Origin of the sequence: Streptococcus sp. SG1 (assembly GCF_030439935.1) — a bacterium.
GTDB classification, from domain to species: domain Bacteria; phylum Bacillota; class Bacilli; order Lactobacillales; family Streptococcaceae; genus Streptococcus; species Streptococcus gordonii.
Map to the genome: position 1 here is coordinate 90,591 of NZ_JAQFJC010000006.1, position 23,561 is coordinate 114,151.

At 40.5% G+C, this 23,561-nt stretch carries 22 protein-coding genes; 17 read left to right on the forward strand and 5 right to left on the reverse strand.

Going from position 1 to position 23,561, the window contains the following annotated elements:
* Positions 1-13: 13 nt before the first annotated feature.
* The 4 genes from zwf to PCY06_RS06455 all read right to left on the reverse strand — a co-directional run bounded on the left by zwf (position 14) and on the right by PCY06_RS06455 (position 3,451).
* Positions 14-1,468 (reverse strand): glucose-6-phosphate dehydrogenase, encoded by a 1,455-nt coding sequence (gene zwf, locus PCY06_RS06440; RefSeq protein WP_105165154.1) that lies wholly within the window; start codon positions 1,466-1,468, stop codon positions 14-16.
* Between the two features lie 131 nt (positions 1,469-1,599).
* The gene (locus tag PCY06_RS06445) at positions 1,600-2,415 is read right to left on the reverse strand and encodes a TIGR03943 family protein (RefSeq protein WP_082307763.1); all 816 of its coding nucleotides are present in this window, start codon (positions 2,413-2,415) and stop codon (positions 1,600-1,602) included.
* A complete protein-coding gene (locus PCY06_RS06450) occupies positions 2,412-3,317 on the reverse strand; it encodes a permease (RefSeq protein WP_008808993.1) in 906 nt (301 codons plus the stop codon). The genes PCY06_RS06445 and PCY06_RS06450 overlap by 4 nt, the downstream gene beginning before the upstream one ends.
* Complete coding sequence (locus tag PCY06_RS06455) at positions 3,314-3,451, reverse strand: SPJ_0845 family protein (RefSeq protein WP_020992669.1); 138 nt, start codon at positions 3,449-3,451, stop codon at positions 3,314-3,316. Before PCY06_RS06455 ends, PCY06_RS06450 begins: the two co-directional genes overlap by 4 nt.
* 170 nt (positions 3,452-3,621) lie before the next feature.
* Here PCY06_RS06455 and PCY06_RS06460 point away from each other — a divergent pair, with 170 nt between their 5' ends.
* From PCY06_RS06460 to PCY06_RS06495, 8 genes are all read left to right on the forward strand, one after another.
* Positions 3,622-5,754 (forward strand): Tex family protein, encoded by a 2,133-nt coding sequence (locus tag PCY06_RS06460; protein WP_082307762.1) that lies wholly within the window; start codon positions 3,622-3,624, stop codon positions 5,752-5,754.
* Positions 5,741-6,181, forward strand: a complete 441-nt coding sequence (locus PCY06_RS06465) for a SprT family protein (protein ID WP_082307761.1) — start codon at positions 5,741-5,743, stop codon at positions 6,179-6,181. The genes PCY06_RS06460 and PCY06_RS06465 overlap by 14 nt, the downstream gene beginning before the upstream one ends.
* Positions 6,182-6,348: 167 nt before the next feature.
* Complete coding sequence (locus PCY06_RS06470) at positions 6,349-8,010, forward strand: ribonuclease J (protein ID WP_008808990.1); 1,662 nt, start codon at positions 6,349-6,351, stop codon at positions 8,008-8,010.
* Positions 8,011-8,060: 50 nt separating this feature from the next.
* The gene (locus tag PCY06_RS06475) at positions 8,061-8,858 is read left to right on the forward strand and encodes an alpha/beta hydrolase family protein (RefSeq protein WP_082307760.1); all 798 of its coding nucleotides are present in this window, start codon (positions 8,061-8,063) and stop codon (positions 8,856-8,858) included.
* Between the two features lie 130 nt (positions 8,859-8,988).
* Entirely contained in the window at positions 8,989-9,702 is a 714-nt protein-coding gene (locus tag PCY06_RS06480) for a M57 family metalloprotease (RefSeq protein WP_082307759.1), read from the forward strand.
* 484 nt (positions 9,703-10,186) lie between these two features.
* Positions 10,187-11,803, forward strand: a complete 1,617-nt coding sequence (locus PCY06_RS06485) for a M20/M25/M40 family metallo-hydrolase (RefSeq protein ID WP_125399933.1) — start codon at positions 10,187-10,189, stop codon at positions 11,801-11,803.
* A gap of 115 nt (positions 11,804-11,918) precedes the next feature.
* On the forward strand, positions 11,919-12,662 hold the full coding sequence (locus tag PCY06_RS06490) for an ABC transporter ATP-binding protein (RefSeq protein WP_012000257.1): 744 nt from the start codon (positions 11,919-11,921) through the stop codon (positions 12,660-12,662).
* A complete protein-coding gene (locus PCY06_RS06495; RefSeq protein ID WP_082307757.1) occupies positions 12,652-14,280 on the forward strand; it encodes a hypothetical protein in 1,629 nt (542 codons plus the stop codon). The genes PCY06_RS06490 and PCY06_RS06495 overlap by 11 nt, the downstream gene beginning before the upstream one ends.
* A gap of 21 nt (positions 14,281-14,301) precedes the next feature.
* Here the strand turns inward: PCY06_RS06495 and PCY06_RS06500 are convergent, their stop codons facing one another.
* A complete protein-coding gene (locus PCY06_RS06500; protein ID WP_060553977.1) occupies positions 14,302-15,243 on the reverse strand; it encodes a polysaccharide deacetylase family protein in 942 nt (313 codons plus the stop codon).
* A gap of 119 nt (positions 15,244-15,362) precedes the next feature.
* On the opposite strand from PCY06_RS06500, the gene PCY06_RS06505 reads away from it, so the two are divergent.
* The 9 genes from PCY06_RS06505 (at position 15,363) to PCY06_RS06545 (ending at position 23,530) form a co-directional block, all read left to right on the forward strand.
* Positions 15,363-16,649 carry a homoserine dehydrogenase gene (locus tag PCY06_RS06505; protein WP_045502193.1) on the forward strand — a complete coding sequence of 429 codons (1,287 nt, stop codon included), beginning with the start codon at positions 15,363-15,365 and terminating at the stop codon, positions 16,647-16,649.
* A 1-nt stretch (position 16,650) separates the two neighbouring features.
* Positions 16,651-17,517: a homoserine kinase gene (gene thrB, locus PCY06_RS06510; RefSeq protein ID WP_082307756.1), complete on the forward strand. Its 867-nt coding sequence runs from the start codon at positions 16,651-16,653 to the stop codon at positions 17,515-17,517.
* Between the two features lie 90 nt (positions 17,518-17,607).
* Positions 17,608-18,531, forward strand: a complete 924-nt coding sequence (locus PCY06_RS06515; protein ID WP_082307755.1) for a hypothetical protein — start codon at positions 17,608-17,610, stop codon at positions 18,529-18,531.
* 96 nt (positions 18,532-18,627) lie between these two features.
* Positions 18,628-19,536 carry a UDP-N-acetylmuramate dehydrogenase gene (murB, locus tag PCY06_RS06520; RefSeq protein WP_045502202.1) on the forward strand — a complete coding sequence of 303 codons (909 nt, stop codon included), beginning with the start codon at positions 18,628-18,630 and terminating at the stop codon, positions 19,534-19,536.
* 18 nt (positions 19,537-19,554) lie between these two features.
* Positions 19,555-19,701: a hypothetical protein gene (locus tag PCY06_RS06525; protein WP_155718594.1), complete on the forward strand. Its 147-nt coding sequence runs from the start codon at positions 19,555-19,557 to the stop codon at positions 19,699-19,701.
* Positions 19,702-19,748: 47 nt separating this feature from the next.
* On the forward strand, positions 19,749-20,906 hold the full coding sequence (locus PCY06_RS06530; RefSeq protein ID WP_045502205.1) for an ABC transporter ATP-binding protein: 1,158 nt from the start codon (positions 19,749-19,751) through the stop codon (positions 20,904-20,906).
* Positions 20,887-21,693, forward strand: a complete 807-nt coding sequence (locus PCY06_RS06535; protein WP_045773764.1) for an ABC transporter permease — start codon at positions 20,887-20,889, stop codon at positions 21,691-21,693. Before PCY06_RS06530 ends, PCY06_RS06535 begins: the two co-directional genes overlap by 20 nt.
* Positions 21,690-22,463 (forward strand): ABC transporter permease, encoded by a 774-nt coding sequence (locus tag PCY06_RS06540; protein WP_008808976.1) that lies wholly within the window; start codon positions 21,690-21,692, stop codon positions 22,461-22,463. Before PCY06_RS06535 ends, PCY06_RS06540 begins: the two co-directional genes overlap by 4 nt.
* Entirely contained in the window at positions 22,460-23,530 is a 1,071-nt protein-coding gene (locus PCY06_RS06545) for an ABC transporter substrate-binding protein (protein WP_045502211.1), read from the forward strand. The genes PCY06_RS06540 and PCY06_RS06545 overlap by 4 nt, the downstream gene beginning before the upstream one ends.
* Positions 23,531-23,561 lie beyond the last annotated feature (31 nt).

A 23,561-nucleotide genomic window follows, 5' to 3' on the forward strand; every position in this document is an offset into this window, starting at 1 on the left:
TGTATCTTTAATTTTAGGGGTTCCATTGCCACTCGGCTCCAAACTGAGCCAATAATTCTGCTGACGCAGCTGGTCCCATTGTTCCAACTGCATATTCATGAAGTGGCGCTTGATTGTTTCTCCAGAGCTCTTCAATTTGATCAATTAATTTCCAGCTGGCCTTTACTTCTTCCCAGTGACTAAAGTTAGTTGAGTCATTGTTAAGTACATCAAAAATTAATTTTTCGTAAGGTTCAGGTGAAGCTCCAGAAGCAGTCGCATCTGTACGATAATCTAAAGAAATAGGGGATAAACTGAAGAGTTCACCGACTTCTTTACCATTAACACTGAGGGAGAAACCTTCTGTTGGTTGGATAAAAATGGTCAGAACATTCGGTGCTAGTTTTTCACCAAAAATGGAATCCATTTGTTTGAAGACGATGTTAACATGGGTCCCTTTTTCTGTTAGACGTTTACCTGTGCGGAAAAAGAAAGGAACATCACGGAAGCGGTCACTGTCAACAAAGAAGGCACCTGAAACAAAAGTTTCAGTCATAGATTCTGGATTTACATTGGGTTCACTTCTATAAGAAATATATTTCTTACCATTGACTTTTCCAGACTTGTATTGGCCACGAATGAAATATTTTTTCAAATCTTCTTGGCTCGGTTGTGTCAAACGTTCAAAAACCTTGATTTTCTCTGCACGGATCTCATCTTTTGTAAAGCTGTTGGGCTTATCCATGGCAAGAAGAGACAGCAATTGCAAGGTATGGTTTTGGACCATATCTCTTAGGGCACCGGATTCATCGTAATATCCGCCTCGTTCTTCTACACCCAGTTTTTCGGCAAAGGTGATTTGGACATTGTCAATGTGGTCGCGGTTCCAAATATTCTCAAAAAGTGAGTTGGCAAAACGAATAGCAAAGATGCTTTGGATCATTTCCTTGCCCAGATAATGGTCAATTCGGAAGATTTGCTCTTCATCAAAAGTTGCTAACAAGTCGTTGTTAAGTTGGCTAGCTGTTTCCAAGTCTGTTCCAAAAGGTTTTTCGACGATCAAACGCTCAAAGCCTTTGCCATCGACAATGTTTTCAGATTTGAGATGTTTAGCGATAGTTCCGAAAAACTGCGGAGCCATGGATAGGAAGAAGAGTTTATTGTGTTCTGCTTGATATTCTTCATTGAGTCGGTTTTGAAGCTTGCGTAGCTCAATGTAGTGTTCGGTATCCTGAACATCATGACTTTGATAGTAGAAGTGGCTGGCAAATTCCTGTGCTTGCTCAGGACTATCAGCTAAATCAGCGATAGACTCAACGACAACTGATTCAAAGTACTCCTTGCTCCATGGCCTGCGAGCTGTTCCGATAACAGCAAAATGCTTAGAAAGGTTGCCAGACTTATATAATCTAAAAAGTGAAGGATAGAGCTTACGTTTAGCCAAATCTCCACTAGCTCCAAAAATTGTAACAATAACTTTAGATGACATCCTAATATCCTTTTTTTCTAAAATGATGTATCTATTTTATCACAAATGCCTCAAAAATGGTAAATGATGCTACGAATAGAATATATTTTGTCTGAGGTTAAGAAAAGAGTTAGATTACTCGTCTAACTCTTCTAAAATACACGATAAACATAAGGATTGGCTGGTTTTTCTACCTTTTCAAAACTGGAGACCTTTAAGATAGGCAGACTCTGTCCTAAATTCTTATGGTATTGTACAGCAATCTTTCCTTTGGCATGGATCCAGGTATTGTTCTCAAAATGCTGGGTATTTCCAGTTGTCAAGAGGCCATAGACTCCTGAGTCAGCAATACAGTGGATGATACCAAAGCGAAAGAGAAATTGACTTTTCTGATCGCTCGGGTCATTGTAGACAAAACCGGTAAATTCAAGCGTTTTACCAACAAATTCATCTGGATAATCATAGATAACTTCCATAACTTCCATGTAATTTTCAGTCGTGACCTGAATGGTACTTTTATTGATATATTTCTTGGCAGCTGCCCGCATTTCTTTTTCATAAGCCCCTTTGGTAAAGTAGGTACTGGTGTCCGGTTTCAAGTATTGGCTGGTTGTTCCTTCGTCCTGCTGAATAGCAGTTGAAGTTCCCTCAGCCAGTGGAAAATGAAATCCTTTAGCAGAAACTGTGGTCGAATCCAAGGTAACAGTTGGAAAGAAAATTCCTACAAATAGTGGGATGATAAGGAGCAGCACGCTACCTAGTTTGGCCCAGAGAGTGCTCAAATGACTGTGGACCTCCATCTTCTTCATCCAGATAATAAGCTGCACAACTGCTAGGATAAAGGACAGAATCATAGACAAGTAAGCCAGATAGGAGTAATGAAGGTTGATATATTGATTAAGCTTGCCTGTCAGCTGCAGATACATGGTGATCTCAAAGTAGCCGACTAAGATTAGAAATCGAATCATAGCACTACCCCCACAAGCCAAGAGTAAAGAAAGACGACGACAGTAACTAGACTGATAAATTGCCAGATAAAGCGTGTCTTAAAGTAATTTTTCATCATCAGTAGATTCTTGACATCTAGCATAGGCCCAATGACCAAGAAAGCTAGGACTGGCGATAAGCCAAAGCTAGCAATCAAGGAGCTCCCGATAAAAGCATCAGCTTCGCTGCAAAGTGAGAGCAGGAAGGACAGTAGCATGAGGAGAAGAATAGCAACAGCTGGTGTCGAGCTAATTGAGGTCAGGATTCTGGTTGGCACATAGACTTGGACCAGGCTAGCAAAGAGACAGCCAAAGACTAAATAGCGACCTGTATCGAAAAATTCGTCAATGGCCTGCACAAAGACCTGAAAAAACTTTTGTCCTTTGCTGAGATGTGAAAAGTCATGCTCATGAACAGCCTTGCGGTTTTCTTTTTGAATATTGCTGTCTGCAAAGAAACCTAAAAAGATCCCTAAAACGATAGCCACTACCATAGAACCTAAGGCACGAAGCAGAGCCATTCGGAAGGAATTTCCAAAGGCTGAGTAGGTAGCAAAAAGCACGATAGGATTGATAACAGGTGCTGTCACTAGAAAAGGAACAGCAGTGTAGCTGGGCACTTTCTTTTCTAAGAAGCGGTTAATAATGGGAACAATCCCGCACTCACAGGAGGGAAAGACAATACCGATCAAGCTTCCAAAGAAAATCCGAGCCCATTTATTTTTGGGTAAGAAGTGATAAACCTTTTCTGGCGTGACATAAACCTCAATAAAGCCAGAAATAATACTTCCAATCAAAACAAAAGGTAGGGCCTCGATGATGATGGAGAGAAAGATAGCGCCAGCCTGTAAAACACTAGCAGGTAGATTTGAAAAGAGACTCATGCTTTTTTAGCCTTTTCTTCTGTTTCTTTTTTCTTTTTATCATCAGGGAATTCTACTTTTTCTAGCTTAGGAAGGGTTGCAAATTCCTCGAACATCTTATCTAAATCATCTGTTCTATTATATTTTACAGCCATAGGGCCACCTCATTTCTAAAATAATAATTCTATTATACTACCAAAAAGGAAAAAATGATATTTTGAGACATAGGAACTAGTTTCTAATGAGAACTTAGAGTTATAAAAGAATAATAGAAGTTTGACTTTCTGAATTTTTAAGATCAATCTTGTGGTATAATAGAAACGTTATGGAAAATATAAATATTGAAAAAATTGCTCAGAAATTGGGCCTTAAAGAAAGCCAAGTATTACAGGTCCTAGATCTGACTGCTGAGGGAAATACGATTCCTTTTATTGCTCGTTACCGTAAGGAAATGACAGGAAATCTGGATGAGGTCGAGATTAAGGCAATCATTGACTTAGATAAGAGTATGACTGCTTTGGCAGAGCGTAAAGCGACGGTCTTAGCTAAGATTGAGGAGCAGGGCAAGCTAACGGATGCTCTGCGCTCTGAGATTGAGGTTGCTGAAAAGCTGGCTGATGTGGAAGAACTTTATCTTCCTTATAAGGAGAAACGCCGTACCAAGGCTACTATTGCCCGTGAAGCAGGTCTCTTTCCTTTGGCCCGCCTCATCCTACAGGATGCGGCTAACTTGCAAGAAGAAGCTGAGAAACTGACTAGTGAAGCCTTTCCGACAGCAGAAGCTGCTCTTGCTGGAGCAGTGGATATTCTGACTGAGGCGATTTCTGAAGATACCAAGCTGCGGGCTTGGACCTACCACGAGATGCAGACCAATTCTTCTATCGTGTCCAGTCTCAAAGACGGTGATTTGGATGAAAAGCAGGTCTTCCAGATCTATTATGATTTTTCCGAAAAAGTAGCGACCATGCAAGGCTACCGTACTCTGGCTCTTAACCGTGGTGAAAAGCTAGGTATTCTCAAGGTTGGTTTTGAGAACAATCTTGAGAAGATCCTGCGCTTCTTTGAAGTTCGTTTCAAGGTGAAAAATGCCTATATTATCGAAGCTGTCCAGCAAGCTGTTAAAAAGAAAATCATTCCAGCCATGGAGCGCCGTATTCGGACCGAGCTGACTGAAGCTGCTGAGGATGGTGCGATTCAGCTCTTCTCAGAAAATCTCCGTCATCTCCTTCTGATTGCTCCTCTCAAAGGCCGCGTAGTACTGGGCTTTGATCCAGCCTTTCGGACAGGGGCTAAGCTGGCTGTTGTGGACGAGACAGGTAAGATGCTGACGACCCATGTCATCTATCCAGTTCCACCAGCAAAGCCAGCTCAGATTGAAGCTTCTAAGAAGGAGTTGTCAGAGCTGATTGAGCAGTTTGGCGTGGAAATCATCGCCATCGGAAACGGAACGGCCAGCCGAGAAAGCGAAGCCTTTGTAGCGGAAGTCTTGAAATCCCATCCAACTGTCAGCTATGTCATCGTCAATGAGAGCGGAGCATCTGTCTACTCTGCTAGTGAACTGGCTCGTCATGAGTTTCCAGATTTGACTGTTGAAAAGCGCTCAGCTATTTCCATTGCCCGCCGTCTGCAAGATCCTTTAGCTGAGCTGGTCAAGATTGATCCTAAGTCTATCGGGGTTGGTCAGTACCAGCATGATGTCAGCCAGAAAAAGCTGTCTGAAAGTCTGGACTTTGTCGTGGATACCGTGGTTAACCAAGTCGGAGTCAATATCAACACCGCAAGTCCTGCACTGCTGGCCCATGTAGCTGGTCTCAATAAGACTATTTCAGAAAATATCGTCAAGTATCGAGAAACAGAAGGTTTGATTCGGTCTCGTGAGGCCATCAAGAAAGTGCCACGACTAGGTGCAAAGGCTTTTGAACAGGCAGCTGGCTTCCTACGTATTCCTGAAAGTGATAACTTGCTAGATAATACAGGCGTTCACCCAGAGTCTTATCAGGCAGTGGAAGAGCTCTTTAAGCGTCTGGAAATCAGCAGTTTGGATGAAGTGGCTCAAGCTAAATTAAAGGCTGTTCAGACTGCTAGTTTGGCTGCAGAGCTAGGCTTGGGAGAAGAAACCCTCAAAGATATTATTGCGGATCTGCTCAAACCTGGTAGGGATTTGCGTGATTCCTTTGATGCGCCAGTTCTGCGACAGGATGTCTTAGATATTAAGGATCTACGCATCGGTCAAAAGCTGGAAGGTGTCGTCCGCAATGTCGTCGATTTCGGAGCTTTTGTGGATATCGGTATCCACGAAGACGGTCTCATCCATATTTCTAAGATCAGTAAAAACTTTGTTAAGCATCCCAGTCAAGTCCTGTCTGTTGGTGATTTGGTCACTGTCTGGGTGGATAAACTGGATGTGGAGCGGGAGAAGGTCAACCTTTCTCTGATAGAGCCAAATGAATCTAAATGAGTATGTCAAGCAGGTTTCGCTGGAAGATTTCGGATGGGAATTCCGCCATCAAGCTTTTTGGAATAAGCGTCTTCGGACGACTGGTGGGCGCTTCTTTCCCAAAGACGGTCATCTGGATTTCAACCCAAAAATATATGAAGCTTTTGGGCTGGAAACCTTACGAAAAATTGTCCGCCATGAGCTAGTTCATTATCATCTCTATTATCAAGGCAAGGGGTATCGGCATAAAGATAGTGATTTTAAGGAACTGCTTAAACAGGTAGGAGGCTTGCGCTATACACCCAGTATTTCTAGTCCAGAAGGCAAGTTACATTACCAATGCCAGCAATGTCATGCAGATTTTTATAGGCAACGCAGGATTGATCTCAAGAGATACCGCTGTAGTCACTGTAAAGGAAAACTACGATTATTAAAGCAAGAAAGATAGAAATTCTATCTTTTTTGTTTGCAGTAGACTAACCTCATTTTTGAAAAAAGAGTGAAAAAGTTGTATAATATAGAGGATATGCAGCGAAAGTTGCAAGACTGTCATTCGACTTGGATTCCAAGGACCGTTAGTAATAAAATATAAATGTATGGAAGGATACAAAATTAATGAGTAAAGTGAAAATCATCGCTTTAGGTGGTGTCAGAGAGAATGGTAAAAATCTCTATATCGCCGAGGTGGATGAATCAATTTTTGTTTTGGACGCAGGTCTAAAATATCCAGAAAATGAGCAGTTAGGTGTCGATGTGGTGATTCCTAACATGGATTACCTTTTTGAGAACAGCGACAGAATTGCGGGTGTCTTCCTGACCCATGGTCACGCGGATGCTATTGGAGCTTTGCCTTATCTTTTAGCTGAAACCAAGGTGCCTGTATTCGGTTCAGAATTGACTATTGAGCTGGCTAAACTTTTTGTTAAAAATAATGATGTTGTCAAGAAATTTAATGACTTCCATGTGATTGATGAAAATACAGAAATTGAGTTTGGAAATGTGGTTGTTTCCTTCTTTAGAACGACTCACTCGATACCAGAGAGCTTGGGTATTGTGATAAAGACTGATGAAGGAAATATTGTTTACACAGGCGATTTCAAGTTCGACCAATCAGCTAGCCAGTCTTATGCGACTGATTTTGGCCGCTTGGCTGAGATTGGACGGGAAGGTGTATTAGCTCTCCTCAGTGATTCTGCCAACGCAGACAGCAATGTTCAAGTAGCAAGTGAGAGTGAAGTGGGCGATGAAATTATGCACACCATTGGCGACTGGGACGGCCGTGTGATTGTGGCTGCAGTAGCCAGCAACCTCTCTCGGATTCAGCAGGTCTTTGATGCTGCAGCTGATACTGGACGCCGTGTTGTCTTGACAGGTTTTGATGTTGAGAACATTGTTCGTACAGCCATTCGTTTGAAGAAGCTTTCTTTGGCAGATGAACGTCTCTTGATCAAGCCAAAAGAAATGTCTAAGTTCGAAGACCATGAGCTGATTATCTTAGAGACAGGTCGGATGGGTGAACCTATCAACGGCTTACGTAAAATGTCAATTGGTCGTCACCGTTATGTGGAAATCAAAGAGGGTGACCTAGTTTATATTGTAACGACACCATCTATTGCTAAAGAAGCAGTTGTTGCCCGAGTAGAAAATATGATCTACCAGGCAGGCGGAATCGTGAAATTGATTACCCAGCATTTACGTGTATCTGGTCATGGAAATGCTCGTGATTTACAATTGTTGCTCAATCTTTTGAAGCCTCAATTCCTTTTCCCAATTCAAGGGGAATACCGAGAACTGGATGCTCATGCTCGAGCTGCTATGGAAATTGGTATCTTACCTGAGCGGATTTTCATTCCAAAACGCGGAACCATTATGGAATATGACCGTGGAGATTTTGTCCCTGCAGGGTCAGTGTCAGCAGGAGATGTTCTTATTGATGGAAATGCTATTGGTGATGTTGGCAACATTGTCCTCAGAGACCGCAAGGTCTTATCAGAAGACGGGATCTTTATCGTTGCAATCAGTGTGAATCGTCGGGAGAAAAAAATTATTTCCAAGGCTAAAGTTCATACTCGTGGCTTTATTTATATCAAAAAGAGCCGTGATATTTTGATAGAAAGTGCCGAATTAATTAATAAAACAGTTGAAGACTACCTTGCAAAAGATGAATTTGATTGGAGTGAACTAAAAGGAAACGTTCGCGATGTACTTTCAAAATATCTCTTCGAACAGACCAAACGTCGCCCGGCTATTTTACCAGTAGTGATGGAAGTAAAATAAATGAAAAACAGCCTGAAGGCTGTTTTTAAATCATAGAATAGGAGACTAAGATGGCTTTTCTTGAAATTGAATATAATTCCAAAGTTTTAGAAATGGAAAGACATGTCAATGTTATCTATCCAGATGCCAGTGAGATTGATCCAGCTCTAGTAGAAGATAAAGATATTCCAGTTTTATATCTTCTGCATGGGATGGGGGGAAATGAAAATTCCTGGCGTAAGAGAACCAATATTGAACGTTTGTTGAGACACACGAATTTGATTGTTGCGATGCCCTCGACTGACTTGGCCTGGTATACAAATACAAACTACGGGCACCGTTATTATGACGCCATAGTTAAAGAGCTACCAGAGGTCTTACAACGTTTCTTTCCAAATATGAGCCGTAAGCGGGAGAAAACTTTTATTGCGGGGCTTTCGATGGGAGGATACGGCGCCTATAAAATTGCTTTGAAAACCAATCGTTTTTCTTATGCAGCTTCCTTTTCTGGTGCTCTTGGTTTAGGAATTGATGGGACTAGTCTTGATGATCTTCCTGGTGACAATCGTGCTTACTGGGAAGGGGTCTTTGGCGACTTGGATTCTCCTGATATGAAGCAACACTTTTTAACAAGTATGGTAGCAGAGTCAGACAAGAAAACTAAGTTTTATGCTTGGTGTGGAGAGCAAGATTTTCTTTATAAGGCTAACCAAGTAGCTGTCAAAGAGTTGAAGAAACTTGGCTTAAAACTGGATTACAAACAGAGTCCTGGTAAGCATGAGTGGTATTATTGGGAAAAACAGCTGGAATATCTCTTAGAGTGGTTGCCTATTGACTATAAGTCAGAAGAGCGTTTGTCACAAAATTAGAGACGAATAGAAAGTGGGTAGAAGTCGTTGATTTATCTAGTGAAACCACTTTCTTCTATTTGTATCTTTAGAAAACTTTAAGCAAGGTCTTTTATAATCTGTTTTTATCTAGGAGAGAGAGGAGGCGAGAATGAGATTCCTTTTAAACCTTTTTCGTTTCATATGGCGAATGTTCTGGCGCCTTGTATGGGCAGGAATCGTAGCCTTTATTATCTTAGTGAGCGTTCTCTATTTAACGAATCCTAGTCAAACTGGACTACCGGCTATAAGACAGGCTGTACAGACAGCGGTTAATCAGTTAGATACTTTTTTAGATCAACAAGGTATTCACACTGGACTTGGTCAAAATGTTCAGAATCTAGGAGAGCATTTAACTGATGAACATGTAGCGAGTTCGGATGGAGCACGTTGGGAAACTGCTAGAGCGACAGTTTATATTGAGACGGAAAATCCTACTTTTCGAGCAGCTTATCAGGAGGCGATGAAGTCTTGGAATGCAACAGGAGCCTTTACTTTTCAACTTGTAGAGGATAAAAGCCAAGCTAACATCATCGCTACTGAAATGAATGATAGTACTATTACGGCAGCTGGAGAAGCTGAGTCTCAGACAAATGTCTTGACCAAGCGTTTTACTAAAGTAACTGTTCGTTTGAATGCTTATTATCTTTTGAACAGCTACTACGGATATTCTCATGAAAGGATTGTGAACACAGCAGCTCATGAGTTGGGCCATGCCATTGGACTGGATCACAATGAGTCAGCATCCGTCATGCAGTCTGCAGGATCTTTCTATAGTATCCAGCCAATAGATATCCAAGCTGTTAAGGAATTGTACCAAGACTAAAGACAGAATTATTAAAGTTCAGAAGAATTTTCATTCCCCTCTCCTTTCAATGGAGAGGGGCTTTTAAATGTGAAGACTTGAGTTTAAAATCCATTTTTTTCTTTTAGCTAGATATCAGATTAGGCAACTTTCATTTCTTTCTAAGAAAACTATTTTATCTCTGGAGAAATTGGATTGGATGGTAGAGGAAAGGCCAGCTAGTTAACAAAAATTGTAAGTAGTCATGATAGATTCGTGACGTATACAGATTTGATTGTTCTTTTATTTAGAGTTGTAGAGTAGAAGAAGAGTTAGTAGCTTTTATAGTGTAGAAGATTTAAGAAGCTGAAAGACCGATGATAAAACAATCCTCAGTATAATTTTTCCATGAGGGGGATTTTTATTTTTGTTAAAAAATACCTATTTTTCCTTGTTAATTGAAAGTCTGAGTGCTACAATATAGGCAAAATAGAAGAAAGACAGGTTCTCTGTTCAGGTGAAGAAAATGAAGGAACGAATAGCTGATATATTTCAAAAAAGTATGGCCATTAAAAGCTTTACTCACACTGCTTTTGAACGAGATATAGAAAATTTTTTGATGAACTATATAGGACAAATTCCTTATTTTCAAACTCATCCAGATCTTTTTGGTTCTTATCCGATTCCTGAGGATAGTCTGGGACGTAGTGTTAATTGGGCCTTGGTGCGTCGTGATTCGGCTGATACAGTCATTCTTTTCCATCATCACGATACAGTGGATACGGAAGACTTTGGTTCATTGAAAGAATTGGCTTTTGATAATCAGGCACTGAAAGAAAAGTTAAAAGAAGAGTCTATACGTCAAGATGTCCTGGCTGACATTTCTTCAGGAGATTGGCAATTTGGTAGAGGTTCCTGTGATATGAAGGCAGCCCTAGCCCTGCAGTTGGGGGTCTTAGAGGAATACTCGTCTGTCTCCACTGGCCAAGCAAACTTGCTTTATTTGTCTGTTGGCGATGAGGAAGCGTATTCTCAAGGGATGAGGGCATCCGTTGGCTTGCTCTATGATTTAAAAGAGCGCTTTGATCTTAATTACATTCTTGCTATTGATTCGGAACCTTTTGAAAGTACATCTGAATCAGAAAAGGTCCTGCATGTTGGGACAGTTGGGAAATTGATGCCCTTGATCGTGACCCAGGGTTTGCTTTCTCATATGAAAGAACCATTAAAAGGTGTGAATGCGATTTCTCTTTTAGCTAAAATTGTTGAAAAAATAGACTTAAATCCTTTGCTATCTGATGCAGCTTATGGAGAACAGTCCCCCTTGCCTTCTTGGTCATTTATGAGAGACCTAAAAGAGCAGTATGATGTGTCAACGGTCCTACGTGCAGCTGGATATTTTAGTCTTCTGTATCTGGATAAAAGTCCTCAAGACTTGTTGAATCTGATCCAAGGACTGATGCAAGAAGCTCTAGATGAATTTTATGATAAGTATACCAAATTGCAGGATCAATATCAGGAAAGCAAATCAATAGCTAAACCACGGGCGCTAACCTATCAAGACTTGTTAGAAGAATGCCAAAAGAAGGCTGGTTTTAAAGACTTTATGGAAGGGGTCAATCAAGAAGCTAAAGCAGAATTACAAAAGGGCTTGTCTTATCAAGAAGTTACACTGTCCAATGTTCAAAAAGTTCTTGATTTTTACGATAAAAAAGAAGCTTTGGCTGTACTTGCCGTTGCTCCGCCTTATTACCCAACAATGAATAGCAGACGACTTCAAGAACAGGATCTTGACATGGATCGATTCATTTCTTTCTATCAGAATTATTTAGCAAATAAGGGGAGTTACCAGTTGAAAGTTGAAGAGTTTTTTATGGGCATTTGTGACATGAGTTACTGTGCTTTGGAGAAGCCTTTAAGTGACTATCAAGCTCTTCTGAACAGTATGGCAGTCTCAAAAGAGATTTACCCGCTTGATTTGGAAAAAATTGCTAGTATTAATGTAGCTGCTGTAAATTTGGGGCCTTGGGGCAAGGACTTACACCAGTTGACAGAACGGGTCTATGAGGAAGATGTGTTAGATACCATACCAGCTTTCTTTCTCTACCTTTTAGAACACCTTGACGAAGTCAAAAGGAACTAATTTAGCTTTTCTATTGTGTAATAGAGGAAAAAACGAACATTATCGTTATAAGAGAGACAAACAATTTTAAAAGATATATAATAAATATATTATAAATAAGAGCGGAGGAACTCTGATGATTGAATTGAAAAATGTAACCAAAGATTATGATGGCCATCTGGCCCTTAGGAATCTAAACTTGACCATTCAAAATGGTGAAATTGTCGGTCTGATTGGTCATAATGGTGCAGGAAAATCAACGACAATCAAGTCACTAGTCAGTGTCATTAATCCAACGAGTGGTCAAATCATTGTTGACGGACAAGAGTTGTCTGCTAATCGACTGGCTATCAAGAAAAAAATTGGTTATGTAGCTGACTCACCAGATCTCTTTCTTCGTCTAACAGCTAATGAATTCTGGGAGTTGGTAGCCACATCTTACGATATGAATGAAGCTGACTGTGAGGAACGCTTGCAGTATTTGTTGGAAACTTTTGACTTTGCAGATCATCGATATGAGGTCATCGAATCCTTCTCACATGGTATGCGTCAAAAAGTTTTTGTCATTGGTGCTCTACTTTCTGACCCGGATATCTGGGTTTTGGACGAGCCCTTGACAGGTTTGGATCCTCAAGCAGCATTTGATCTTAAGAACATGATGCGGGAGCATGCAGATAAGGGAAATACTGTTATCTTTTCAACCCATGTCCTAGAAGTGGCTGAGCAGCTCTGTGATCGATTGGCCATCTTGAAAAAAGGAGAGTTAATTTTTTATGGAACGATCGAAGAACTCAAGTCCCAGCACCCTGAGCAAAGTTTAGAGACTATTTATTTAGGCTTGGCTGGACGGAAAGAAGAGGTGGTCCACGATGCGCTTTAAAGTCTTAAAAAGTTTAATTCGGACGAATATTATCTATACAACACCTCCGTCAAGTCTAACACGCTTTCGTCAGAAGCAAGCCAAAAAGCCAGATAAGAAAATCAATGTTTCTAGACAGTTGATTATGACCCACTTGTTTACAAGTTTACTTTATCTTCTTATCTTTGGAGTGATGAGTGCCTTTTATCCTTTAGTAGACCATCCGGGTATCTTTACCAATATGGTATCTATTTTTAGTCTGATGGTTCTATCACAGGGATTCTTATCTTTCTACAACGTTTTCTATGAAAGTAAGGACTTGCAGTCTTATCGGCCCTATGCTTTTAGTGAAGCAGAAATCATGATTGGTAAGAGTATCTCTGTTGTTCTGACGGTTTTGCTTGGAGCTCTTCCAATTTTAGCTTATTTCATAAATCTTCAGATTCAAAGTGGGAATCCTTTTTGGCTGGCTATTCCAATCGTTCTGATTTCGCTAGTGGTTTTGGGATCTGTTCTGGCTTTTGGGATTTTGACTGCTGTTCATTTTATTACTAAAACTTCTGTTTTCCGTCAGCATAAGCAAGTAGCCTCTAATATTCTTTTGGGAGTGACCAATCTCTTGATTTTTGGATCAATTATTTTGGTCAATACTCAAAATAGAGAATTACTTCTTAAAGATACTGGTAGCTATTTGCCACCGATGGAAGCCTTTTATTATTTTGGTGTTACTCCTTTTGCGCCCCAATCTCTTATTGGAATTGGCGCTTGGGCCTTGGTTGCCGTGCTTCTGTTTTCAATCGTAAAATGGAAGGTTCTACCAGAGTTTTATGAAGCGGCTTTGAAAACTTCTGAGACTGTTAATAAGAAACAACGTGTTCGTAAATTTCAACTTGGAAATCAGAAGTCATTCCCTCGCTTTGTTTGGAGCTATCAGCTTAGCTTGATCAGTGACGGTTCTGTCTTTCTTCAATCAGTCTTTATGTCTAGTGTTATGCCTTATCTCTTCATACTTCCTGGACTAATGGGCTTTATTCAGGGAGGAGGATTTGAGCTTAGCCCGTACTTAACACCGAAGTTTCTGTTACCATTGATGTTGATCACGGTGTTCATTGCTACTTTTAATGCAGGTTCGACCAACTTAACTATGATTGGTATTTCCTTGGAGCGAGAGAATTTTTCCTATTTGAAAGTACTTCCCTTTGATATGAAAGCATATCTTCGCTTAAAATTCTGGTATCTTTTCTTGATACAGTCAATCTTGCCTCTCTTGATATTTGTAGTGGTCAACCTATTATTGGGCACCCATTGGTTATCTCTTTTGGTTATGGTCCTTGTCTGGATCAGTAATTGTTTAGCGTGGAGTATCTGGGGCTTCCAACGGGACAATCGTCTCTTGGTTACCAACTGGTCTAATGTCACAGAATTATTCAACCGATCTAACAATACTCTAAAGACAATTATTGCTTTTCTAATCTTATTTGTTTTTATTGCCGCAATTGGTGGTTCCTATGCCTTGATATTCTACCTAAAAGAAGCAATAGTCTATGGTATTACCTTAGGATTTTTCCTTATTATCATGGTCCTTTCTGGTCTTCTCTATTTTCACTATGCGAATAAATTTAAAAAGGCTCTTGAATGAGAGCCTTTTTTGTTATGGTCTTTAATTTGCTATCTCATCTAGGAGACTCTGTGCAGTGGTCGTTGGATTGACACGAACACGATTGAGTGATAGAAGTCCGTCTGAGAGAGAAGCCAAGCCATTATTGGTCGTCAACCCCATTTTATATCCTAACTTTTCTGCAAGCTGAAGAGTTGTCTCACTGTAACGGCCAGAAGGATAAGCCACGGTAGTGGTTGTCTGAGAAAGATTACGATCTAAATACTCTTTTGAATCTTGTAATTCTGAATTTTGAGTATCAGCACTTGATACGGATAAATCTGGATGGTTCACGGTATGATCTTCAAAGGACATGCCATTTTTCTTCATTTCTTTGATCTCATCAAGTGTTAGAATATCTTCGCGACCTGCTTGAACAAAACCTGTAATGACATTGTTAGTAGCCTTCATTTGGTATTTTTGTAGGATAGGATAGGCTTGAGTATAGAAGTCCTTGAGACTATCATCAAAAGTTAACCAAACGACCTTCTTATTCTCTGGGAGGACATTTTCAGTTAAGGCCTTATAAGCTTCAGCAGGAGAAAGAGTGTAGTATCCTGCTTCTTTCAAAGCTTTTAAGTGGCTTTCAAAAGTTTCAGGATCAACAATTAGTCCAGAGTTAGCGGCTTCAGATGGGTCCATGACATGGATAGCATGATACATCAAGATGGGCAATTTAACAGGCTTATCTTGCTTGACCCATTTGATTTCCTCTTTCTTTTGACTAGTAGATGAGGGCTGGCTTGCCTCTTTTGAAGGGCTTGCTTTACTAACTTGGCTAGCTTCAGGCTTGCTGGCTTCTTGCTGACTATTACTGTATTCTTTCCAAAGGAAAATACCACCAGTAACGATAAAGATGAGAAGAATGAGGTTCAACAGAAGTAAGATATCTCTTTTCTTTCGAGCCTTTTTTTCTGCTGAACGATTGCGATTAGGATAAGTCATAATTTCTCCTTGGCTAGATATTTGCTTTTATTATATCAGATCTAGAGAAGAATAGTATGAATTTTGTGCTAAATTCTGATATAATAGACTTTATACAGAAAAAATTTGAGGAGTGCTTCATGTCTATTAAAATAGCTTTACTTGGTTTTGGAACAGTGGCCAGTGGTGTGCCATTTCTACTGAAGGAAAACGGAGAGAAAATCGTTCAAGCTGCCCATTCAGAGATTGAGGTTGCTAAAGTCTTGGTTAAGGATGATGCTGAAAAAGAGCGTCTTTTGGCAGCAGGAAATGACTTTAACTTTGTCACAAATGTCGAAGAAATTTTGAAGGATTCTGAGATTACAATCGTTGTCGAATTGATGGGACGGATTGAGCCGGCGAAAACTTTCATCACTCGTGCTCTTGAAGCTGGCAAGCATGTGGTAACGGCCAATAAGGACTTGCTGGCTGTTCATGGCGCAGAGCTACTGGAAATTGCTCAAAAGCAAAATGTAGCTCTCTACTATGAAGCAGCAGTTGCTGGCGGTATTCCGATCCTACGTACCTTGGTCAATTCATTGGCTTCTGACAAAATCACTCGTATCCTGGGTGTGGTCAACGGAACCTCTAACTTTATGATGACTAAGATGGTAGAAGAGGGTTGGTCTTATGAAGATGCTCTTGCTGAGGCTCAGAAACTTGGATATGCTGAAAGTGATCCGACCAATGACGTAGATGGTATTGATGCGGCTTACAAGATGGTTATTCTAAGCCAGTTTGCCTTTGGTATGAATGTTAAGTTTGAAGACGTGGGTCATCAAGGAATTCGAAATATCACGCCAGAAGATGTAGCTGTTGCTCAGGAGTTGGGCTATGTAGTTAAACTAGTTGGGTCTATCGAAGAGACGCCATCAGGTATTGCAGCAGAAGTAGCTCCAACATTCCTTCCTAAAGCGCATCCACTGGCTAGTGTCAATGGGGTGATGAACGCTGTCTTTGTTGAGTCGATCGGTATCGGAGAGTCTATGTACTACGGACCAGGGGCTGGTCAAAAACCAACTGCAACTAGTGTCGTGGCAGACATTGTTCGGATTAGTCGTCGTTTGAATGAAGGAACAGTTGGAAAGGCATTTAATGAATTTAACCGTGAGTTGGTCTTGGCTAAGCCAGAAGATGTGAAGAGTAGCTATTACTTCTCTATCTTAGCGCCTGATTCTAAAGGCCAAGTTCTGCATTTGGCTGAGATTTTTAATGCTGAGGATGTTTCCTTTAAGCAGATTCTGCAAGAAGGTACAGACGGTGAGAAGGCTCGTGTGGTGATTATTACCCATGCTGTCAGCAAGACACAGCTAGAAAATGTCACTGCTAAGCTCAAAGAAGTTGCTGAGTTCGACTTGCTCAATACCTTCAAAGTATTAGGAGATTAAGATGAAGATTATTGTACCCGCTACCAGTGCTAACATTGGTCCCGGCTTTGATTCAGTCGGTGTGGCTGTCAGTAAATATTTGACCATTGAGGTTCTGGAAGAACGCGATGAGTGGCTAATCGAACATGACTTAAATCCAAGAATTCCCAAGGATAAACGAAACTTGCTAATCAAAGTAGCCTTGCAACTGGCACCAAACCTTCAGCCTTACCGTCTGAAGATGACTAGTGATATTCCTTTGGCACGTGGTTTGGGTTCATCTAGCTCAGTTATCGTAGCTGGGATTGAATTGGCTAACCAATTAGGAAAACTGGATTTAACGGATGATGAAAAGCTGGATTGGGCAAACAAGATTGAAGGTCATCCAGACAATGTAGCTCCAGCTATCTTTGGAAATCTAGTCATATCTAGTGTTTTTAAAGGGGCTGTTTCCTCTGTTAGGGCAGACTTTCCAGAGTGTTCTTTCATTGCTTATGTTCCTAAGTACGAACTGAAGACACGTGATAGTCGCAGTGTTTTGCCATTTAAATTTTCTTATAAGGAAGCAGTAGCAGCTAGTTCTATTGCCAATGTCGCCATTGCAGCTCTTCTCAAGGGAGACCTTGTCAAGGCAGGCCGAGCCATTGAATCGGATCGCTTCCATGAGCGTTTTCGCCAAAAACTCGTCAGAGAATTTCCTAACATTAAGAAATTGGCTAAAAAACATGGAGCTTATGCTACTTATTTATCTGGAGCAGGTCCAACAATTATGATTTTAGCTCCAAAAGATAGGGCCAAATTAATTCAAACACGGATTGAGGGATGCAAGTATAATGGAGAAGTCTTTATACTAGATGTTGACAGAGATGGTGTTCGAGTGGAATTTTAAATGCTTTAAAATAGACGAAGAGACTGTCTATTCCTATCAAAAAAATTATGATATAATCAAATGAATATCCAACTAGGAGGTTTTACACGAATGGATAAACTTGAATGGCAGGATCTTGCTAGCCAGCTAGGACTTGAGTACGATGAAGATACGAAAATTATTTTCGGTCAGAAAGATGGGTACACTCTTTTTATTGAAGATGCTGGTGAAAAAATCTACCGAATTTGCTTTTCAGTTAAAGGTGATGAAGCACTTTCCATTTCGGAAGATCTGAAAGAATTGAAAAAATCCACTAAGGGTATGACAAATGCTCAGCTTACGCGTTACAAGCTTGTTGTTACTGTTAAAGGCGGAATGACTAAGGGTAGAACCAAAGAAACAATTGCTGAATGTTTGGAAGCTAGTGTCACCTTCTTAAAAGAGCATGGGTTAATCAATGTTTGTGAGCACACTGGAGAAGCAGAGCCAACAGCAGTCTATCAAGTAGGAACAAACTTGTTGATTTTATCGGCTGATAGCTTCCAACAGTTGAGCTCTAATCTTGCAATTGAGAATCAAAGCTATGATCAGCAAAATGAAAATGTGATTGGCGGAATCGTCGGAGCCTTTGTTGGGTGTTTGATCGGTGGAGCAGTTACATTGGGAATTGCTCAATTGGGTTATGTCTCTTTTGTATCTGGTTTGGTTATGGGGGTTTGTACCATTAAGGGTTATGAACTTTTAGGAAAGAAATTATCTAAACTTGGAATTGGTATCAGTATTTTCTTTATGCTTGTGATGATTTTATTTGTTCACCAGCTTGACTGGGCTTTATTAGTTTCAAGAGAAGTAGGTACGGATGTCTTTACAGCTTTCTCTTATTTCACAAATTATCTCTTATCTGGTGGAGAAGTTCATTATACCTACTGGCTTAACCTTGGATTGCTCTATCTCTTTACAGGAATTGGTGCCTACTCTATGGTACACAATGCTTTAGGTAATCATACCTTGAAGTATGTCACTCGGAAATTATAAAAGAAAACTGGCTGAGACCAGTTTTTTTGTATTTTTATCGAAAATGCCGATTAATTTTGATATAATAGAATCAATTTGTGATAAGAAAGAGAAATCATGGTGAATATAGAATTATTAAAGTCGGAATTAGCGGGAATTGATATCCGTTTTGATGAACCACTGAAGAAATACACTTACACAAAAGTTGGTGGTCCGGCTGATTATTTAGCTTTTCCTCGTAACCGATACGAATTAGTTCGACTGGTCAAGTTTGCTAATAGAGAGCAGATTCCATGGATGGTTCTGGGGAATGCTAGTAATATCATTGTTCGTGATGGTGGTATTCGTGGCTTTGTGATTATGTTTGACCAGTTACATACCATTATGGTAAACGGCTATACGATTGAAGCCGAAGCCGGGGCTAAATTAATCGACACGACTCATGTGGCCTTGCATCATAGCTTGACAGGTTTTGAGTTTGCATGTGGAATTCCAGGAAGTGTAGGTGGAGCTGTCTTCATGAATGCTGGCGCCTATGGTGGCGAAATCGCTCATGTCCTAGTATCTTGTAAGGTCCTGACTCCAGAAGGAGAAATCAAGACGATTTCAGCAGAGGAAATGAAGTTTGGCTATCGCTCTTCGGTAATTCAGGAAACGGGTGATATTGTCATTTCTGCTAAATTCGCCCTTTCTCCAGGAAATTACACAGCCATCCAGCAGGAAATGAAACGTCTGACACACCTGCGTGAACTTAAGCAACCGCTAGAATATCCATCGTGTGGTTCGGTCTTTAAACGTCCTTTAGGCCATTTTGCTGGCCAGTTGATTAGTGAAGCTGGTCTCAAGGGACATCGGATTGGTGGCGTTGAGGTTTCAACCAAACACGCTGGTTTTATGGTCAATATTGCAGATGGAAATGCTCAGAACTATGAAGATTTGATTGCTCACGTGATTCAAACTGTTGAAAATGAATCTGGTATAAGGTTGGAGCGTGAAGTCCGGATTATTGGAGAGACTTTACAGTAAAATTTTACTGAGATTGAAATGTTAGATAAGAAGGTTAGTCGTTGTCTAGTAATGAACGACTTTCTGCTTTTTTCTGACCGCTACGTTTTAGTTGAGGGGGTGACGCCTATCGATATCGCAAGTATGCAGGGCACTAGTTGCCCTCGAGAAGCAGTAGCGGCTTGACAGAGCCTCAATCTGTTAATACATGAAAAAGAAGGAATTTATGTGAATTGAAAAAACCAATTATCGAATTCAAAAATGTTTCTAAGGTTTTTGAGGATAACAATACTGTTGTTTTAAAAGACATTAACTTTGAGCTAGAAGAAGGAAAATTTTATACTCTTCTGGGGGCTTCAGGGTCTGGTAAATCTACTATTTTAAATATTATCGCAGGCCTCCTAGATGCCTCTACAGGAGATGTCTTTTTGGATGGGGTACGGATCAATGATGTACCTACCAATAAACGTGATGTACACACTGTCTTTCAGTCTTATGCCCTTTTTCCACATATGAATGTCTTTGAAAACGTGGCCTTTCCGCTACGTTTGCGTAAGGTTGAGAAGAAGGAAATTGAACGTCGTGTCAAAGAAGTGTTGAAAATGGTTCAGCTGGAAGGTTTTGATCGCCGTTCTATTCGAAAATTATCAGGTGGTCAGCGACAACGGGTAGCCATTGCTCGAGCAATCATTAATGAACCTCGAGTGGTCCTCTTAGATGAACCACTATCAGCTCTTGATTTGAAATTGCGGACGGACATGCAGTATGAACTTCGTGAGTTGCAACAGCGCCTAGGCATTACCTTTGTCTTTGTTACTCACGACCAGGAAGAAGCTCTAGCAATGAGCGATTGGATCTTTGTCATGAATGACGGAGAGATTGTCCAGTCTGGTACACCGGTTGATATCTATGATGAGCCGATTAATCATTTTGTTGCGACTTTCATTGGAGAGTCTAACATCCTTCCGGGTAAGATGATTGAAGACTATTTGGTTGAGTTCAATGGTAAACGCTTTGAAGCGGTGGACGGTGGTATGCGTCCAAATGAGTCTGTTGAAGTTGTTATTCGACCAGAAGATCTGCGCATCACTCTGCCAGAGGAAGGAAAACTGCAGGTTAAGGTTGATACTCAGCTTTTCCGTGGAGTCCACTATGAAATCATCGCCTATGACGAACTGGGAAATGAATGGATGATTCACTCGACCCGCAAAGCCATTGTTGGTGAAGTCATTGGTCTTCAGTTTGAACCAGAAGATATCCATATCATGCGTCTCAATGAAACAGAAGAAGAATTTGATGCTCGTATCGAAGAATATGTTGAAATTGAAGAACAAGAAGCTGGTCTGATTAACGCAATCGAGGAGGAAAGAGATGAAGAAAACAACCTCTAACCTCTTTATCGTTCCATATTTTTTATGGATTGTGCTTTTTGTACTAGCACCAGTGGCTATGATTATCTGGAATTCCTTCTTTAATATTGAAGGAGGATTCACCTTAGAAAACTACCGGACTTATTTTGCCTCTCAGAATCTGACCTATTTAAAAATGAGTTTCAATTCGATTTTTTACGCAGGAATTGTAACTTTGGTCACCTTATTGGTCAGTTATCCAACGGCATTTTTCTTGACTCAGCTCAAGCACAAGCAACTCTGGCTTATGCTGATCATCCTACCGACTTGGATTAATCTTTTGCTGAAGGCCTATGCTTTTATCGGAATCTTCGGTCAGGATGGCTCTATCAACCAATTCCTTAGTTTTATCGGAGTTGGTCCTCAGCAAATTCTTTTTACCGATTTTTCTTTCATTTTTGTTGCTAGTTACATTGAGCTTCCCTTCATGATTTTGCCAATCTTTAATGTATTGGATGATTTGGATCCAAATCTCATTAACGCCAGTCGTGATTTGGGAGCCAATCGTTGGGATACTTTCCGTCGCGTGATATTCCCACTTTCGATGAATGGAGTGCGCTCAGGAGTTCAGTCAGTTTTCATTCCCAGTCTCAGCCTCTTCATGCTGACTCGTCTGATTGGCGGAAATCGAGTTATTACCCTAGGGACAGCGATTGAGCAACACTTTCTAACGACGCAAAACTGGGGGATGGGTTCAACCATCGGAGTGGTTCTGATTATTGCTATGCTCCTGATTATGTGGGCAACCAAAGAAAGGAGAGATCGATGAAGAAACTATCCAGTATCTATCTAGCTTTTGTCTTTCTGATTCTTTATCTGCCAATCTTCTATCTGATTGGTTATGCCCTCAATGCTGGTGACGATATGAATCAATTTACCGGCTTTAGCTTGACTCACTTTGAGAACCTCTTTGGTGACAAGCGTTTGATGCTGATTTTGGCTCAAACCTTCTTTCTGGCCTTTCTTTCTGCTTTAATTGCGACAATCATTGGGACTTTTGGAGCAATCTATATCTATCAAGCCAAGAAAAAATACCAGGAAGCTTTCCTTTCTGTCAACAATGTCTTGATGGTAGCACCAGATGTAATGATTGGTGCCAGTTTCTTGATTCTCTTCACCAATATGAAATTCCAGCTGGGCTTTATCTCAGTTCTGGCTAGCCACGTGGCCTTCTCTATTCCGATCGTTGTTCTGATGATTCTGCCAAGGCTTAAAGAAATGAACGACGATATGATTAAGGCGGCTTATGACTTAGGTGCCAGCCAGTTACAAATGCTGAAAGAAATCATGTTGCCTTATCTGACACCAGCTATTATAGCAGGGTATTTTATGGCCTTTACCTACTCTTTGGATGATTTTGCAGTGACCTTCTTTGTAACGGGGAATGGGTTTACTACCTTATCAGTGGAAATTTATTCTCGTGCCCGTCAGGGGATTTCTTTGGAAATCAATGCCCTATCTGCTTTAGTCTTTCTCTTTAGTATTTTACTGGTGATTGGCTATTACTTCATTTCACGAGAGAAGGAGGAGCAGGCATGAAAAGACTCTATTCCTTTCTAATCGGTATTGTTGCCATTGTCGCTGTCTTATGGCTAGTTAGTGTTCAGCTTGAAAATCAAACCAAAACTAGTGGTGGAGATAAACTGGTCATCTATAACTGGGGTGACTATATTGACCCAGAATTGCTAGAAGAATTCACCAAAGAAACGGGAGTTCAAATCCAGTACGATACCTTTGATTCAAATGAATCAATGTACACTAAAATCAAGCAGGGAGGTACGACCTATGACATTGCCATCCCTAGTGAATACATGATTGCCAAGATGATCAAAGAGAATTTGGTAGAAAAGCTAGATCATAGCCAGATCAAGGGGATGGAGAATATCGGTTCAGATTTCTTAGACCAGCCTTTTGATCCAGGGAACCAATATTCTGTTCCTTATTTCTGGGGAACCCTGGGCATTGTTTATAATAGCAAGTTGGTTGACAAGGCTCCAGAACATTGGGATGACCTTTGGCGCCCAGAATACAAAAACTCTATCATGTTGATTGATGGAGCGCGTGAGGTTATGGGCTTAGGTCTCAATTCTCTTGGCTATGGATTAAATGACAAAAATGCGGATCATTTGCAGGAAGCTGTGGACAAGCTCTACAAGCTTACACCAAATATCAAAGCTATTGTAGCAGATGAGATGAAGGGCTACATGATCCAAAACAATGCAGCAATTGGTGTAACTTTCTCTGGAGAAGCTAGGCAGATGCTAGAGAAGAACGAAGACTTGCGTTACGTAGTTCCTAGTGAAGCCAGCAACCTTTGGTTTGATAACATTGTCATTCCAAAAACGGTTAAAAATAAAAAAGCAGCTTATCAATTTATTAACTTCATGCTGCGTCCAGAAAATGCCTACAAGAATGCGCTTTATGTTGGCTATGCAACACCCATTCCAAAAGCCAAGGCTCTTTTACCAAAAGAAGTCCAAGATGATGAAGCTTTCTATCCAACGGCAGAAACGATGAAACACTTAGAAGTCTATAAACAAATTGGACCAAAGTGGTTAGGGATTTATAATGACCTCTATTTACAGGTTAAGATGTATAGAAAATAAAAAAATGAGCTGGAACAGATGTTCTGGCTCA